General features: G+C 67.3%; 13 protein-coding genes. 6 read left to right on the top strand and 7 right to left on the bottom strand.

Annotated elements, in window-relative coordinates:
* Positions 1–10: 10 nt before the first annotated feature.
* Positions 11–670 carry a helix-turn-helix domain-containing protein gene (locus tag HTUR_RS14390; RefSeq protein WP_012944050.1) on the bottom strand — a complete coding sequence of 220 codons (660 nt, stop codon included), beginning with the start codon at positions 668–670 and terminating at the stop codon, positions 11–13.
* A gap of 111 nt (positions 671–781) precedes the next feature.
* Here HTUR_RS14390 and HTUR_RS14385 point away from each other — a divergent pair, with 111 nt between their 5' ends.
* A complete protein-coding gene (locus tag HTUR_RS14385) occupies positions 782–1,624 on the top strand; it encodes a phosphatase PAP2 family protein (protein ID WP_012944049.1) in 843 nt (280 codons plus the stop codon).
* A 77-nt stretch (positions 1,625–1,701) separates the two neighbouring features.
* Positions 1,702–2,928 carry a lactate racemase domain-containing protein gene (locus HTUR_RS14380; RefSeq protein WP_012944048.1) on the top strand — a complete coding sequence of 409 codons (1,227 nt, stop codon included), beginning with the start codon at positions 1,702–1,704 and terminating at the stop codon, positions 2,926–2,928.
* A 31-nt stretch (positions 2,929–2,959) separates the two neighbouring features.
* Here the strand turns inward: HTUR_RS14380 and HTUR_RS14375 are convergent, their stop codons facing one another.
* The 6 genes from HTUR_RS14375 to HTUR_RS14350 form a co-directional block, all read right to left on the bottom strand.
* Entirely contained in the window at positions 2,960–4,888 is a 1,929-nt protein-coding gene (locus HTUR_RS14375; protein WP_012944047.1) for an ATP-binding protein, read from the bottom strand.
* 186 nt (positions 4,889–5,074) lie between these two features.
* Positions 5,075–5,269: a hypothetical protein gene (locus tag HTUR_RS14370; RefSeq protein ID WP_012944046.1), complete on the bottom strand. Its 195-nt coding sequence runs from the start codon at positions 5,267–5,269 to the stop codon at positions 5,075–5,077.
* An 85-nt stretch (positions 5,270–5,354) separates the two neighbouring features.
* On the bottom strand, positions 5,355–6,335 hold the full coding sequence (locus tag HTUR_RS14365) for an AIR synthase family protein (RefSeq protein ID WP_012944045.1): 981 nt from the start codon (positions 6,333–6,335) through the stop codon (positions 5,355–5,357).
* A gap of 55 nt (positions 6,336–6,390) precedes the next feature.
* A complete protein-coding gene (locus HTUR_RS14360) occupies positions 6,391–7,392 on the bottom strand; it encodes a TIGR04024 family LLM class F420-dependent oxidoreductase (RefSeq protein WP_012944044.1) in 1,002 nt (333 codons plus the stop codon).
* Positions 7,393–7,539: 147 nt separating this feature from the next.
* On the bottom strand, positions 7,540–9,087 hold the full coding sequence (locus HTUR_RS14355) for a sensor histidine kinase (RefSeq protein WP_081443501.1): 1,548 nt from the start codon (positions 9,085–9,087) through the stop codon (positions 7,540–7,542).
* 124 nt (positions 9,088–9,211) lie between these two features.
* Complete coding sequence (locus tag HTUR_RS14350) at positions 9,212–9,988, bottom strand: SDR family NAD(P)-dependent oxidoreductase (protein WP_012944042.1); 777 nt, start codon at positions 9,986–9,988, stop codon at positions 9,212–9,214.
* A gap of 214 nt (positions 9,989–10,202) precedes the next feature.
* On the opposite strand from HTUR_RS14350, the gene HTUR_RS14345 reads away from it, so the two are divergent.
* From HTUR_RS14345 to HTUR_RS14330, 4 genes are all read left to right on the top strand, one after another.
* On the top strand, positions 10,203–11,498 hold the full coding sequence (locus tag HTUR_RS14345) for a lactate 2-monooxygenase (RefSeq protein WP_012944041.1): 1,296 nt from the start codon (positions 10,203–10,205) through the stop codon (positions 11,496–11,498).
* A complete protein-coding gene (locus tag HTUR_RS14340) occupies positions 11,495–12,211 on the top strand; it encodes an HAD family hydrolase (protein WP_012944040.1) in 717 nt (238 codons plus the stop codon). Before HTUR_RS14345 ends, HTUR_RS14340 begins: the two co-directional genes overlap by 4 nt.
* Before the next feature lie 230 nt (positions 12,212–12,441).
* Positions 12,442–13,503, top strand: coding sequence for a phosphotransferase family protein (locus tag HTUR_RS14335; protein ID WP_012944039.1), 1,062 nt, complete (start codon positions 12,442–12,444; stop codon positions 13,501–13,503).
* 764 nt (positions 13,504–14,267) lie between these two features.
* Entirely contained in the window at positions 14,268–16,220 is a 1,953-nt protein-coding gene (locus HTUR_RS14330; RefSeq protein WP_012944038.1) for a 3-hydroxyacyl-CoA dehydrogenase/enoyl-CoA hydratase family protein, read from the top strand.
* The last annotated feature ends 1 nt before the right edge of the window (position 16,221 follow it).

Here is a 16,221-nt window from a genome sequence, read left to right as displayed (position 1 = left end):
GGCGTCGCCGTCACCGATCGTCGGGACGGGCGTTCGCGTCGGCCACGTTCAGTTCCGTCGCCAGGATTTGCGAGGACGCGCGCCGGAGGCGTTCGGAGACCGATTGGTCCGAAATACCGAACTCGTCGGCTAGTTCCTGTACCGACACCTCCCGCGGGACCTCGTAGTAGCCGCGTTCGATGGCCGCCACGAGCGTCTCGTACTGCACGACGGTCAACCCGGGCCGTTCGGGCCCAGTTTTCGGCCCCTTTCGGACGCTTGCGACGTCGACGTCGACGTCTCGCTCGAGGAATCGACGGTAGGTCCGGGTGGCGCTCTCGTGATCGGGGAATCGCAGTCGAAGCGACCAGACGCCGCGATCGGCCGAGGCGGCGAGTATCGTACCGCCCTCCTCGAGCGGTAGCGTCCCGAGCTCGTAGACCTCGTCCGCGAACCGAATCTCGTACAACCACTCGTCGGAGGCCGCCCGCATCCGCGAGTACGCGTCGACGGTGGGATCCGCCTCGAGGGCCGCTTCGATCGCCAATCGCTCGGTGCCGCCGAACCAGAAGCCCGGCGTCTCGCTGACGACCGCCCGTTCGAGGTAGCAGTAACACGATCGGACGCGGTCGAACGTCTCGCCCAGCGCGGTTTCGGCCGCCGGCAGTTCGAACTCGACGAACGTGGGCATTCCGTGTCAACAGATGGCACGAGAGACGGAGTAAAAAAGGTGCTTGCAGCCGGGGTCGGAGAGCGGGGAGAAACGAACGTTTACTTTCGGGGACGAGAAACGGCACTCGACATGCGCCTCGAGGAGCAAAGCACGATCGTCCGCGAACTGGTTCCCGTCGAGTACGCCGATCTCGTCGTGGCCGTCACGGAGCTCGGCGGAACGACGGTGCTGATGGTCGTCCTCGCCGTCCTGTTCTGGTCGGGGCAGCGTCGCCGGAGCGCCCTCGTGATCAGTTACGCGGTCGCCGGGCTCGCCCTCCTGCTGTCGATCAAGACCTCGTTGGGCCTGCCGCGGCCGCCGGAGGACGCCCTGCTGGTCGCCCTCGAGGAGGAACGCGAGGGGTATGGCTTCCCCAGCGGCCACGCCTTCGCCGCAACGGTCGTCTACGGCGGGCTCGTCGCCGCGCACGACCGAACGCGTGACGTCCGCGCGCTGGCGGCCGCCGGCGCGCTCGTCGCGCTCGTCTCGCTCTCTCGAGTCGTTCTCGGCGTCCACTACCTCGGCGACGTGATCGTCGGTGCGGCCCTCGGCGTCGCGTTCCTCGCCGCCATGGATCGCCTCACGGGAGGCGATCCCCGCCGCGGCTTCGCGATCGCGGTCGGACTCGCGCTCGTCGCCGTCGTCGTCGCGGGGGCCACCGAGGACTCGCTGCTCGGCCTCGGCGGGGCGATCGGCGGTCTCTGTTCTGCGGGGTGGATCGATCGTCTCCCCGAACTGCGCACTCGTCTCGAGACGGGCGCCCTCGTCGCCGTCGGCGGCGGCGGCGTCGCCGCGATCCAGATCGCCGAGGCAGCCGTCTCCTTCGTGCCGGCGCTCGTCGCGCTCTACGCCGCGCTCGTCGCGTGGGTGTTCCTTGCGCCGATCGCGGTCGGCCGGCTCGGTATCGACGCGGTCGGGACGTTCCGGGCGTAGTCGACTTCCGCCTCGCCGCCGTCTGTCCCTGCCGAGAACCGGCGACGCTTTTCACGATTCGCGTGCGAACCGAACGCATGGATCTCCCCCTCGGAACCGGCACGATCGACGTCTCCCTGCCCGACTGCGAGGTCACGGTTGCGCGACCGGCCGGCAGTACCCCCGTCGACGTCCGTACGGCCGCCGAACGCGCGCTCGAGGACTCGATCGGGGCACCGCTCGCGGACCGCGTCGATCCCGACGACGACGTCGCGATCGTCGTCACCGACATCACCCGCAAGGCGCCCGACGACGTGTTGCTGGACGTCTTGCTCGAGCGCCTCGAGGCCTGCGACGTGGCTCGAGGGCAGGTGACGGTGGTCATCGGACTCGGTCTGCACCGACCGATGACCGACGAGGAGATCGAGGCGATGCTGGGTCCGCACGCGGATCTGGCGATCAATCACGATCCCGAGTCAGTGGTTGAGGTCGGTACCGTCGCCGACGGCGACGTCCCCGTCGAGATCGGCGAACCAGTCGTCGAGGCCGACACGGTGCTCTCGACCGGCGTCGTCGAACCCCACCAGTACGCGGGCTTCAGCGGCGGCGCGAAGACCGTCGTCATCGGGGCCGGCAGCGAGTCGATCATCCGCTACACGCACGGTCCCGAGATGCTCGCCCGCGAGGGCGTCCGCCTGGGCCGCGTCGAGGGGAACCCTTTCCGCGAGACGATCGATCGAGCGGGCGACCTCGCGGGACTGGACTTCTCGATCAACCTGAGCTACGGGCCGTCGGGCGTCCTCGGCGTCCGCGCCGGCGAGGGACGGCGCGTCGTCCGCGAACTCGCGTCGATCGCCCGCGACGCCCTCTCGGTGCCGATCGACCGCGCATACGACGCCGTCGTCTGCGGCGTCGGCGCGCCGAAGGACGCGAACCTCTACCAGGCGACCCGCGCCGCGACCTACGTCGCGCTCGGCGACCGAAATCCGCTCCGCGAGGGGGGCCGGATCGTCGTCCCCGCCGCGCTCCCGGAGGGAGTCGGAGACGGAACCGGCGAGCAGCGGTTCTACCGACGTCTGAGTGGCGCGAGCGATCCGGAATCGCTCTACGAGCAGATGCGTACGGGGTACGAGCCCGGCGCCCAGCGGGCGTTCGTCGTCGCGCGGGTCCTCCGCGATCACGACCTCTCCGTGACGAACAGCGAAGCCCCCGAAGTCGTCGAGGAGTGTCTCATGCACGCCGCGGACGGCGTCGTGGACGCCCTCGAGCCCGGTAGCGAGGTCCTCGTAATTCCGGACGCCCTGAACACGCTGCTCGTCGACTGAGCGGTTTCGCGGCCGGGTCGCTCGAGTAGCCTTACGCCGCCGACTCGTCGGCCGCGGGCAGCGTCACCGAGAACGTCGAGCCCTCGCCCGGCTCCGACTCGACCCAGATCTCGCCGTCGTGGCGCTCGACGATGCGTTCACAGAGCGCGAGGCCGATGCCCGTTCCGTCGTACTCCTCGCGGCTGTGCAGGCGCTGAAAGACGTCGAAGACGCGGTCCTGATCCTCGGGGTCGATCCCGATCCCCTCGTCGACGACCGAAACCTCCCACATCGCCCCCTCGCGTTGCGCGGCCTCGAGGTGCACCCGCGGCGGCTCCGGCCCGCTGTACTCGAGCGCGTTCGCCAGCAGGTTCTGGAAGACCTGCCGCAACTGGCTGGCGTCGCCCCGCACGCGGGGCAGCGGCTCGGTCTCGACCTCGGCGTCGGTCTCTTCGAGCTGGAGCGAGAGGTCATCGAGGACGTCCTCGAGCAGGCAGTCGAGGTCGACCGGTTCGAACGGATCGCCCCGCGTTTCGACCCGGGAGTACGCGAGCAGGCCATCGATCATCTCGCGCATCCGTTCGGCGCCGTCGACGGCGTAGTCGAGAAACTCCTCGCCGTCCTCGTCGAACTCGTCGGCGTACCGGCGCTCGAGCAACTGGAGGTAACTCGAGACCATCCGCAGCGGTTCCTGCAGGTCGTGGCTGGCCGCGTAGGCGAACTGCTCGAGGCGTTCGTTCGACTCCTCAAGCGCGCGCTCGCGCTCCCGATGCTCGGTGATGTCGCGGGCGATCGCGATCATGTACTCCCGGTCCAGTTCGACGTGGGCGACGTTGACCTCCGCGGGGTAGGTGGTGCCGTCTTTCCGCACGTGTTCCCCGGTGATCGTCATGGAGCCCTCGTCTTTCACGTCCTCGACGTGGGTGTGCCAGTCCGCGACGTCGTCGAACACGTGATCCATCTCGGGGACCGTCAGGTCGAGCAGTTCCTCGCGGTCGTAGCCGAGGCGCCGACAGGCCGTCTCGTTGGCGTCGAGGAACCGTCCCGACCCCGGGTCGATGACCAGCACGCTGTCGTTGGAGTGATCGAGGAGGGTCCGAAACAGCTCGAGTTCCCGCTGGCGCTCCTTGCGCTCGGTGATATCGCGGAAGTACACCGACAGCCCCGTCTCCGAGGGGTACGCCCGGACCTCGAACCAGCGGCCGAGGGGATCCGGGTAGTACTCCTCGAACGAGACGGTCTCCTGGTCGTACATCGCGCGCTCGTATTCTGCCTTGAACTGCTGGCCCATCGCCTCGGGGAACTCGTCCCACACGCGCTTGCCGACGAGCGTCTTTCCATCGGGGTTGATCAGCTCGTGGGCGCGCTCGTTGAGGTACGTGAAGTTCCAGTCCCCGTCGAGCGCGAAGAAGGCGTCCGAGATGCGGCCGTAGATCTCCTCGAGTTCCCGCCGGGTCCGCTCGTTCTCGAGGGCCGATCCGAGGACGTTGGCGACGCTCCGGAGGAAGGTAGCGTCGCGGTCGGTGAACTCTCGGGGCTCGGTCGCGTACGTGCCCAGCACGCCCCACGGCTCGTCGACCGAGCCGACGATCACGCTGATGCCGCTGGTGATGCCGTGGTCGGTGAGCAACGCGGGCTCGGAGAGTCGGTCCTCGCTTTGAACGTCGTCGACGACGATCGGCGCCTCGGTGCGGAGCGTGATTCCCGCCTGCGAGTTCGTATCCGCGGGCACCGTCGTCGATCCCACCAGGCCCTCGTGCCACCCGACGCCGTCGCGTAGGAAGAACTCGTCACCCTCGGGAAGTAACTCGAGCAGTTCCACGTATTCGGTCTCGAGGACGTCCGAGACGGCGACGACGGCTTCGTGGAGCAACCGATCGAGGTCGTCGGTCTCGAGGGCCTGCTGTCCGAGTTTCGCGACGATTTCCTGTTGCCGAACCCGACGGCGGAGCTCCGCGTCGGCGTCGGGCGTCGAATCCATTAGGGACGTATAGGGGGAAGGCCCGGGTAAAACCTTCTACCGTAGTTTCATCTGGGATAGGAATTACGGGTCGCCGACCCGCGCTCGACGGATCCCGGCGGAACGCGGGACGGCGTCCGTTCCGCCGTCGAGTCGCCGATCGAGTACCTCGGCAAAATCGAGTGCGAATCGCAGCGGCGACCGTTCCTACGCCGACGAGTAGTCTGCCCTCCCCTCGTCCTTGCTCATCCGAACCCAGTACACGCGGGTGTAGGGAAGGTGGATATAGCCGTCCTCGAGTTTGATCCGAAGGCCCTGAACCTTGCCCGAATCGGTGATGTTGCCGGCGTCGACCGTCTCCTCGGCGGTCCCGTCCGGTCCCTCGTACGCGACTGTCGCCATGCCCGAAGAAGCGCGGCCGTGCCAATAAGCCGCATGCAAGCGAATTCGGGCCCTCACACGCGATCGCCCGAGTGCGGTCCGGACGTCAGTCCTCACCGTCCGCGTCCGCCCAGAGCGGGTAGAGGTCGTCCTCGATCGGGTCGGTGATCGACTCCCCGTCGAGTACGAGCGCGGGGTCGCCCTCGTCGACCGTTCCGATCTCGCTCCCCTCGAGGCCGGCCGCCTCGAGCGTCGCGAGACAGTCCGCGACGTCGTCGCTCGGGACCGTCGCGAGCAGCGCGCCCGAGCCGAAGATCCGCAGGGGGTCGACGCCGGCGGCCGCGCACAACTGCGCCGTCTCCTCGCGGATCGGGATCGCCTCGCGATCGACGTCGAGCCGAACGCCCGACGCGCGGGCGATCTCGAGCAGGCCTGCCGCGACGCCGCCCTCCGTCGGGTCGTGCATCGCGGTGGCGTACTCGCGGACCGCGCGGGCGTCCGGAACCACGCTGATCTCGTCGACGAACGCCGCGGCGCGCTCGCGGACGGCGTCGTCGATCCCGAGGTCGTCGCCGAAGTCGGCCGCGAGGATGGCCGTTCCCTCGAGCCCCGCGGCCTTCGTGATGACGACGCTGTCGCCGGGTTCGGCGCCGCCGGTCGGGACGAACGACTCGGCGGTCCCCATCGCGGTCAGCGACAGGAGGGGCCGCTCGAGCTGGTCGACGTACTCCGAGTGGCCGCCGACGATCGTCGCGCCGACGTCCCGGGCCGCGGCGTCGAGGTCGCTAGTGATCGCCTCGAGGTCGGTCTCCTCGTCGGGGAGCATGATGACGACGGTCAGCCACCGCGGATCGGCGCCGGAGGCGGCGACGTCGTTGCACGCGATCGGTACTGCGAGAGAGCCGACGCCCTCCGCGGCCAGCGAGATCGGGTCGGAGCTGACCACGAGCGTCTCGTCGCCGCCGAACGGGGCGATGGCGGCGGCGTCCTCCCCGTTGGCCGGCCCCTGGAGGACCGTCTCGTCGTCGGTTCCCGTCCGCTCGAAGACGTGCGCGAGCAGGTCGTCCGGGCTCACCTTGCCGGGCATACCACGAACTCCGTCGATCCGCGGTTTGTAGCTGTCGAAGGGGACGAGCGATCGCTCAGGCGTCGGGCGCCACCGCGTCCATCGTCCGCCGGATCTCGTCCTCGTCGGCGCCCCGCGGGAAGCTGACCGCGACGGCGTCGATCCCGTCGACCGCCTCGTAGCGCTCGAGTCGCTCCCGTGCGGTCTCGGGATCGCCGAAGGCACAGAGATCCTCGAGGACGGTCTCGTCGACCAGTTCGAGGGCCCGCTCGCGGTCGCCCGCTTGCCAGGCGTCGTGGATCTCCCCGGCCGCGTCGTAACCCTGGCGCTCGAGGGCGTCCCGATAGAAGGTACCCATCCCGCCGACGTAGAAGGCAACGTGCTGGCGGGCGAGTTCGCGGGCGCGCTCGGTATCCTCGAGGGCACAGCAGGTGACGCCGGCGGTGACCTGCACCTCGTCGGGGTCGCGGTCGCCGAGATCGGCGCCCCGTTCGATATCTTCGATGCGATCTGCCATCCCCTCGGGGGTGAGCATGATCCCGTGCCAGCCGTCGGCGAACCGGCCGGCGAGTTCGACGGCCTTCGGTCCCATTCCAGTGACCTCGACCGGCGGCTGGGGGTCCGGAGCCTCGCAACGCAGGCGGAAGCCCGAGAGCTGGAAGTCGTCGCCGTCGTAGTCGACGGTCTCTCCCGAGAGGACCTGTCGGACGATCTCGACGGTCTCGCGGGTGCGCCGGAGCGGATTGCCGTACTCCATTCCGTGCCAGTTCTCGATGACCACGGGGCCGCTAGGGCCGAGTCCGAGTCGGAACCGCCCGTCGGAGACCTCCTGGAGCGTCGCCGCGGTCTGGCCGAGCAGCGCCGGCGACCGGGAGTAGGTGTTGAGGATGCTCGAGCCGATATCGATCTCCGCGGTGCGTTCGGCCATCGCCGTCAGGACGGTGGCGCCGTCTCGTCCCCACGTCTCGGGGAGCCACGCGCAGTCGTAGCCGCCCTCCTCCGCGCGTTGCGTGTAGTCGACGATCGAGTCGACGGTCGGCTGGGCCGCGACCGGCAGGTGAACGTCTCGGTCTGTCATCGTAGGTCACAGACCAGCGCCGTCCTTTTGGGTGTATGGGAATTGGCAGCACGATCACTTCCGTTTACGGATCGCCTCCGGCGGACGGTCGTCGTTCCGTCATCCGCTCTCGACTGAGCGCGCCAGCGAACCACGGGGTTTCGGTCGCTACGCGGTGAGCGGCTCACCGACGGAGTTCGGCGGCCGCTCCTCGACGGGAACGGTGAAGTAAAACGTCGAACCGTCGCCCGGTACCGACTCGGCCCAGATCTCTCCGTTGTGGCGTTCGACGATCCGTTCGCAGAGCGCCAGTCCGATGCCCGTCCCGTCGTGCTCGTCGGGGGGATGGAGGCGCTCGAACACCTCGAAAACGCGGTCGAGTTCCTCCGTATCGATTCCGATTCCCTCGTCGCGGACGGCGATCACCCACTCGTCCTCGTCCCGTTCGGCCGAGACGCGTACGCGCGGCGGCTCCTCGCCGCTGTATTCGATGGCGTTGTCCAGCAGGTTCCGGAACACCTGTCGGAGCTGCTCTCCGTCGCCGTAGACCCGCGGGAGCGAGTCGACCGCGATCTCGGCGTCGCTCGCTTCGATTCTCGCCCGGAGGTCCGCGCGGACGTCGCTCAGGACGCTGTCCAGTTCGACGGTCTCGAACGTATCCGTCTCCTTGTCGACCCGGGAGTAGTCGAGCAGGGCGTCGATCATTCCGCGCATCCGATCGGCCCCGTCCACCGCGAAGTCGATGAACTCCCGGGCCTCGGCGTCGAGTTCGTCGGCGTACCGGTTCTCGAGCAGTTGGAGGTAACTCGAGATCATCCGAAGCGGTTCCTGCAGGTCGTGAGAGGCGGCGTAGGCGAACTGCTCCAGCCGTTCGTTCGATTCCTGTAGGTCGCGTTCGTACTCCACCCGTTCGGTGACGTCCGTGCAGGTGAGCACGGCTTTTCGCCGCCCATCGTCCTGCAACGGTTTGCCGCTGATCAGTAGCCACACGCGCTCGCCGTCGGGTCGTTCGAACCCGATCGGGCCGTCGTGGACGGTCTCCCCGTGCTCGACGATTCGATAGGACGGACTCTCCTCCGGAGCGAGCGGCGTCCCGTCCAACCGGATCGGATCGAACAGGTCCGTGCGCTCCTCGTAGCCGCCGATATCGTCCGACGTGTATCCGAAGAGGTCCCGAATCTGATCGTTGAGGAAATCGAACGCGCCGTCGCCGTCGAGCGTCGCGATCCCGATCGGCGCCGTCTCGACGAGTTCCTCGATGAAGTTCCGTTCCTCGCGCAGCGCCTGCTCGCTCCGCTCGGCTTCTGCCGCGCGCGTGAGAGCCCGTGCTTCCATCACACCGACTCCCAGACCGGCGATACTACCGACCGCCGTCTGCAGACCGATCTCCCGTATCGGGTCTCCGAGGGTGGCCTCGGGATTGAGCGCGAGCAGGCCGGTGACGCCGAGCAGCAGTACCAGACCACCGAAACACCAGCCGGCGATACGCGGATACCGATCGGGCGGGAGATCGCTTCGTCGTATCCGATACCCCCCGTAGAGGAGGACGACGGCCGGTCCGGCGAAGAGAACGAAATCGGCGAGCGCTTCCCTGACGGAGCTATCCGCCAACACGTCCTCGCTCACCTGAACTGCTCCCACGAGGACGAACAGTCCGCCGAGGGCCGAGATGGAGCGGATTCCGTTCGCGGTCGCGAAACGCCTCCACGGGGACATATCGTCCGTTGCCATCCATCGAGTTGTGAATGTTTGGATCGGTGCAGCCGTTTCCAATAGGGCGTGACGGCGTCTCCGTCCGCCGGCCGCGAGGGGGCGAAGTCAATCGAACGGAAGCGACGTCCTAGAAGTCGGTCTCTTCGCTGATCTGCGGGACGCCCTGGGCCGTGATCGTCTCGCCGATGATGTACGACGAGGCCGGACTGGCGAGGAACTGCGTGAGGTCGGCGATCTCCTCGACGGTGCCGATGCGGCGGGCGACCTCCTCGCGGTCGATGTTGTCGGCGGAGACGCCCATCTGGCTCTCGACGCCCGGCGTGGCGACGAAGCCGGGGGCGATGCAGTTGACGCGGACGTCGTCGTCGGCCCACTCGTAGGAGAGCGTCGTCGTGAGGTTGATGACCGCGGCCTTGGCGGCGCCGTAGGGGCTCATCATCGGCGACCCCCGCTGGCCGGCGACGCTGGCCAGGTTGATCACGCAGCCGCCGTCGTCTTTTAAGTGCTCCGCGGCGGCGTGGGTGCAGTGGTAGGTGCCGTTGACGTTGATGTCGATGATCGTCTCCCAGCCGTTCGGCGAGATGTCGTCGAAGTCGGCCATGAACGACGCGCCGGCGTTGTTGACCAGCACGTCCAGCCCGCCGAACTCCTCGACGGTCGCCTCGACCAGCGCCTCGACGGCGTCGCGGTCGGTCACGTCGCACTCGACGGCCAGCGCCTCACCGGGACGTTCGCTCTCGTTGATCTCCTCGGCGACGGGATCGACGTTCTCCTGTTCGCGCGAACAGACGACGACGTCGACGCCGTCCGCGGCGAACCGCTCGGCGATACCCCGCCCGATGCCGCTCGAGGAACCCGTGACGATGGCGACGTCGCCGTCGACGCTGAACTGATCGGTACTCATACGCGACCACCCGTAACTCGCTGTTTCTCTTCCATTGTTAGCTCCACCAGGGCATACGCAGAGTTTGTTAATAAAGTTGGGTATAGATACCGTACCGTTAAGTGAATGGCAATCGGTGTCACGGATATACAGACAGCGGCGGGTCGGATGCGGAGATCGACGGCGGCGGGTCGGATGCGGAGATCGACGGCGACGGCTCGCAAACCTCACAGATATGACAGATGATACCTCACGGAACGATCCAGCGGACGAGGTCCCGGACGACGCGCCGACGAACGAGGCCCCGAACGACGCACCGATAGACGAGACGCCGGACGACGTACCGCGGTACGGACCGAACCGACAGCAGGCGGTCTACAGCCGCGGGATGCTCGAGGACGAACCGCCCGAGTTCCCCGTTTCCTACGAGGATCTCGTCGAACGCGCTCGCGAGGAGCTCAGCGAGGAGGCGTTCGCCTACGTCGTCGGCGGCGCCGGCTCCGAATCGACGGTCCGGGCGAACGATCGCGCCTTCGAGACGTGGCAGATCGTTCCTCGAATGCTGCGCGACGTCTCGGACCGAGACCTCTCGGTCGACCTCTTCGGAACCGAGTACCCCGCGCCCGTCCTGCTCGCGCCGATCGGCGTCCAGGAGATCCTCCACGAGGAGGCCGAACTGGCCGTCGCCCGCGCGGCCCGCGAGTTCGGGATTCCGATGGTCCTGAGTTCGGTCTCCTCGTACACGTTCGAGGACGTCGCGGACGAGCTGGGCGACAGTCCGGGCTGGTTCCAGCTCTACTGGAGCGCCGACCGGGACGTCGCCGCCAGCTTCCTCGAGCGCGCCGAAGACGCGGGCTACGAGGCCGTCGTCGTCACCCTCGACACGCCGAAGATGGGCTGGCGCGAGCGCGACATCGAACTCGGCTATCTCCCCTTCCTCGAGACCCAGGGCCTACAGAACTACTTCGCGGATCCCGCGTTTCGAGCCCGGCTCGAGGCCGATCCCGAGGACGACCCCGTCTCGGCGATCCGCTCCTGGAAGGAGTGTTTCGGCGACGCCTCGCTGACGTGGGAGGACCTCGACTGGCTCGACGAACAGACCGACCTGCCGATCGTTCTCAAGGGCGTGCTCCACCCCGACGACGCCCGCGAGGCGGTCGACCGCGGTGTGGACGGTCTGATCGTCTCGAATCACGGCGGCCGACAGGTCGACGGCGCGATACCGGCCCTCGACGCGCTACCTGACGTGGTCGACGCGGTCGACGACACCACGGCGGCCGACGAGGAGTTCCCCGTCCTCTTCGACAGCGGGATCCGCCGCGGGAGCGACGTCTTCCGCGCGGTCGCGCTCGGCGCCGATGCGGTCCTGCTGGGCCGACCCTACGCGCTCGGTCTCGGAATCGGCGGCGAGGACGGTGTGCGCGCGGTTCTCGAGAACCTGCTGGCCGACGTCGACCTGACGGTGGGGCTCTCGGGCTGTGCGAGTATCGACGACGTCGACCGCTCGAACCTTTGGAGGGCGGAGCGATGAGCGCCGATGAGCGCACGATCGACGACGAATCCGCCGACTGGGAGGCCGTCTTCTGGGACATCGGCGGCGTCATCCTCGATCTCGAGTCCGTCCAGGGCGCCCACGCGGCGTTCGTCGAGGGGCTGGTCGAGGAGCACGGCCTCGAGATGAGCGTCGAGGAAGCCGTCGACGTCTGGCGGACGGCCGTCGGCGACTACTTCCGCGAGCGCGATGGCACCGAGTTTCGCTCGGCCCGCGAGGGGTACGCGGCGGGCGTCGAGGCCCTCGTCGGCGAGAAACTCCCGCGAGAGCGATGGGAACCCGACTTCGAGGAAATCGTCAACTCGTCGATCGAACCAGTCCCGGGCGCTCCGGAGACCATCGCGAAACTCGCCGACCGCGAGATCCACGTCGGCGTCATCAGCGACGTCGACGACGAGGCGGGAAAGGAGATGCTCGAGCAGTTTGGCGTCCGCGAACGGTTCGATTCGATCACCACGTCGGAGGAGGTCGGCCGGACCAAGCCCGATCCCGAAATCTTCGAGACGGCGCTCGCGAAGGCCGGCGTCGCCCCCGAACGATCGCTGATGATCGGCGACCGGTACGACCACGACGTGAAGGGCGCTGACGAGATGGGAATCCGCGGTGTCGCCTTCGGCGCCGAGGACGGCCCGGCCGTCTCCTACCGGATCGAATCGCCCGCGGAGGTGCTCGAGATCGTCGATGGGACGTGAACGCGGGCCGACTCGGCATCGGCCATAAATTTGGGAACCGCGACGGCGACTGAATCACTTCTGACCGTCGTAGCCACGTGGATTGATAACTCGTATCGTATGAACATTGTAAGAAAGAATTTCCAGCGAAACTATTTTCGTAAAGGAGAGTCGCGTTAGTACTGTCCACAAATGTCGAGCGCGCATCGCGATCCGACGGAATTCACCGTATCGGCTCCCCTCAGTACGCCATGAGCGACGAGTACTACGAGCGGCTGGTCGACGAGGACGCGCTAGTCGCCTACCTCGAGGAGCACCTCGGCGAGGTCGACGGCTACGAGATCGAGCGCCACCAGGAGGGCCACTCCAACGAGACGCTGTTCGTCACTTGGGGCGGCGAGGAGTTGGTCATCCGGCGACCGCCGCCGGGCGAGACCGCCGACACCGCCCACGACGTTCTCCGGGAGCATCGGGTGACGTCGGCCCTGACGGACACCGACGTCCCTGTCCCCGAGACGAAGGTGGCCTGCGACGACCACGCCGTCATCGGCAGCGACTTCTACGTGATGGAACGCCTCGAGGGCGACGTCCTCCGGGAGGACGAACCGGAGCGGTTCGCCGACCCCGCCCACCGCCGGCGGACCGGCGAGGAACTCGTCGACACGCTGGCGAAGATCCACCGGCTGGACTACGAGGAACTCGGCCTCGGCGAGTTCGGCCGTCCCACGGGCTACACCCAACGGCAGGTCGACCGCTGGGGCAAACAGCTCTCGTGGGCGTTCGAGGTCACCGAGGACGAGCGCGAGGTGCCCGTCCTCTACGAGGTCGGCGACTGGCTCGAGTCAAACGTCCCCGAGGACCACCCGCACTCGCTGGTCCACGGCGATTACAAGCTCGATAACGTGATGTTCGCCCCCGGCACGCCGCCGGAACTCAACGCCGTCTTCGACTGGGAGATGGCGACGCTGGGCGACCCGCGGGCCGATCTGGGCTGGATGCTCTCCTACTGGCGCGATCCGAAGGATCCCGCCCCCGAGATTCCGGAACTGGTCACGCGGTTTATGGAACGCGAGGGCTACCCGACCCGCATCGAACTCGTCGACCGCTGGGAGGAACTCACCGGCCTCGAGTTCGAACACGAGCGGTTCTACCGGACGTTGGCGGTCTATAAACTGGCCGGCCTCGGCGAGATGTTCTTCCGCCGGCATCTCGAGGGCAACGCGGACAACCCGCTGTACCCGAAGATGGAAGACCGCGTCCCGGCACTGGCCGCGCGCGCAAAGCGGATCCTCGAGGGCGACGAACCGCTGTAATCGGCGATCGCTTCCCGCTGGATTACAGTGGAGAGTTGGTCAGCCGCAGCAGTGAACGCTGCTGGCGCGCTGAACCGCGACGGAGTCGCGGTTCGAATATCGCGAGGGATGTGCGAACGAACAGCGTGAGTGAGCGTTAGCGCGGAACCGGAGGTTCCGCGAACCGTGCGAGCGGGCCGTACGAGGCGGTTTCACCGCCTCGAGTTCGCGGCGCTGCGCGCCGCGCACGGCCCGCGAGCAGAAGTCGGCTAGGGAGGACGTGGAAGCCCCCGTTGCCAGAGTACAGCGAGGTGGAAGGAACCGCCGGATTCGGTTCGTAGCAGACGGCATTCGAGTGTTCTGCACACGCTGGCAACAGGGAATCGCCACGCCCTCCCCAGCCGATTCGCTCGCGCACTGCGTTTACCCGCTCATCCCTCGCACGATATCGTCGATGTGTTCTCACTATCATTCGAGCACACGACAGCGCGCGCCGCCGCACGTGAGTTCGGCAGTCCGGAGTGCGACGGAGTCCGTCCGCGTGGTTTAGTTTCGAAGCGTGTCGCAGAACTCGAGGCTCGAGAACCGAGCGCCGTCTACCGGTACCGACTCACTCGACCACCGTACCGCGCAGTCACGTTTCGCAGAACAAAACTCGAGTCAACGTTACCGAAGTTCACCGAAAACCGGAATCGACGAACGCGCTTTACAACCGTAGACAACGCAGTTAACATTGCTAAGCAAGTGTCGGTGGTATTAAGACGATTCCGAGCGACAGGACGACCATGTCACTCGACAGCATCGACCGCGTCGCTGTGCTGGGCGCGGGGAACATGGGACACGGAATCACCGAAGTGACCGCGATGGCCGGCTACGACGTCACGATGCGGGACATCAAAGACGAGTTCGTTGAGGACGGCTACGAGTCCATCGAGTGGAGTCTGCAGAAACTCGAGGAGAAGGAGCTGATCGACGAGTCGGCCGAGGCGGTCCTCGAGCGGATCGACACGACGACGGATCTCGAAGCCGCCGTCGCGGACGCCGACCTCGTCATCGAGGCCGCGCCGGAGGACCTCGAACTGAAACACGACATCTTCTCCGACCTCGAGGCGTATACCAGCGAGGACACCCTGCTGGCGACGAACACCTCGAGTCTGCCGATCACAGATATCGCGGAGGCCGTCGACACGCCCGAACGCGTGCTCGGGCTGCACTTCTTCAACCCGCCGGTGAAGATGGACCTCGTGGAGGTCATCTACGGGCAGGACACCAGCGACGAGACGGCCGAAGCGGGCTACGAGTGGGTCGAGTCGATCGGCAAGACGCCGATCTACGTCCGTAAGGACGTCCGCGGCTTCGTCGTCAACACCATCGTCGGCCCCTTCGGCGGCGAGCCCGCGTTCATGGTCTCGAACGGCGAGGCGACGATTCGGCAGGCTGACGCGACGATGGTCCACGAGCGGGGCTACCCGATGGGGCCGTTCGAACTCGCCGACCTGACCGGCATCGACGTCGGCTACCACGTCCGCAAGGAGGGTGGCAGCCCGATTCCGCCGATCACGGAGGAGAAGGTCGAGGCCGGAGACCTCGGCCAGAAGACCGGGACGGGCTACTACGACTACGAGGAGGGCGACGGCGCCGACTACGAGCCCGAAGACGCGGACGACTTCGACTGGCTCCGCGTCGAGGCCCGGATGATCAACCGCGCCGCCTTCCTCGTCGGCGAGGACGTCGCCACTCCCGAGGAGGTCGACACCGGCGTCCAGCTCGGGCTGGGCTTCCCCGAGGGTATCTGCCGGCGCGCCGACAAGCTCGGCCTCGATACGGTCCTCGAGAAACTCGGGACCCTCTACGAGGAGACCGGCTCGGACCGGTTCGAGCCCCACCCGTACCTCGAGGAACTGGTCACGGAGGGGAAGACCGGCGAGGACGCTGGCGCGGGCTTCTACGACTACGGCGACGACGAACTCGGTCCCTACCACGACCTGAATTACGAACTCGAGGACGGCGTCCTGCAGGTGGAACTCGACCGCCCCTCGCGGATGAACGCCCTCTCGGGTGACCTGCTCGCGGAGATCGACGACCTGTTCTCGTCGATCGACGCCGACGAGGTTCGGTGTGCGACCATCGAAGGCGCGGGCGACCGCGCGTTCAGTGCCGGCGCCGACATCTCCGAATTCAGCGACGCCGAGCCGACGGACCTGATGGACGTCACTCCCGCGTTCGAGACGGTCAACGATTTCCCCCGTCCCGTCCTCGCGAAGATCGACGGCTTCTGTCTCGGCGCCGGCCTCGAACTCGCGCTCGCCTGCGATCTGCGCGTCGCGACCGAGCGCTCCGCGTTCGGCGCCCCCGAAATCACCCTCGGGCTGATCCCCGGCGGCGGCGGCACCCAACGGCTCCTCCGCGTGCTCGGCGAGACCCGCGCGAAGGAACTGGTCTTCCGCGGCAACCACATCGACGCCGACCGCGCCGAGGAGTGGGGACTGATCAACCGCTCGGTCGAGCGCGACGACTTCGACGACACCGTCGCGGAGTTCGTCGACGACCTCCGCAACGGGCCGCCGATCGGCCTCGAGGTCGCCAAGAAGGTCATGAACGAAGGCCAGGACGCGAGCATGGAGGCCGCCCTCACGATGGAGAGCCAGGGCTTCGGCCTGCTGTCCAGCACCGACGACGTGCTCGAGGGCACGACGGCCTTCGCCGAGGACCGCGAACCCGAATTCGAGGGCGAGTAAC

It is taken from the genome of Haloterrigena turkmenica DSM 5511, assembly GCF_000025325.1.
Lineage (GTDB): Archaea > Halobacteriota > Halobacteria > Halobacteriales > Natrialbaceae > Haloterrigena > Haloterrigena turkmenica.
The sequence above is the reverse complement of the archived record's forward strand: the minus strand, read 5'-3'. Positions and strand labels throughout refer to the sequence as shown.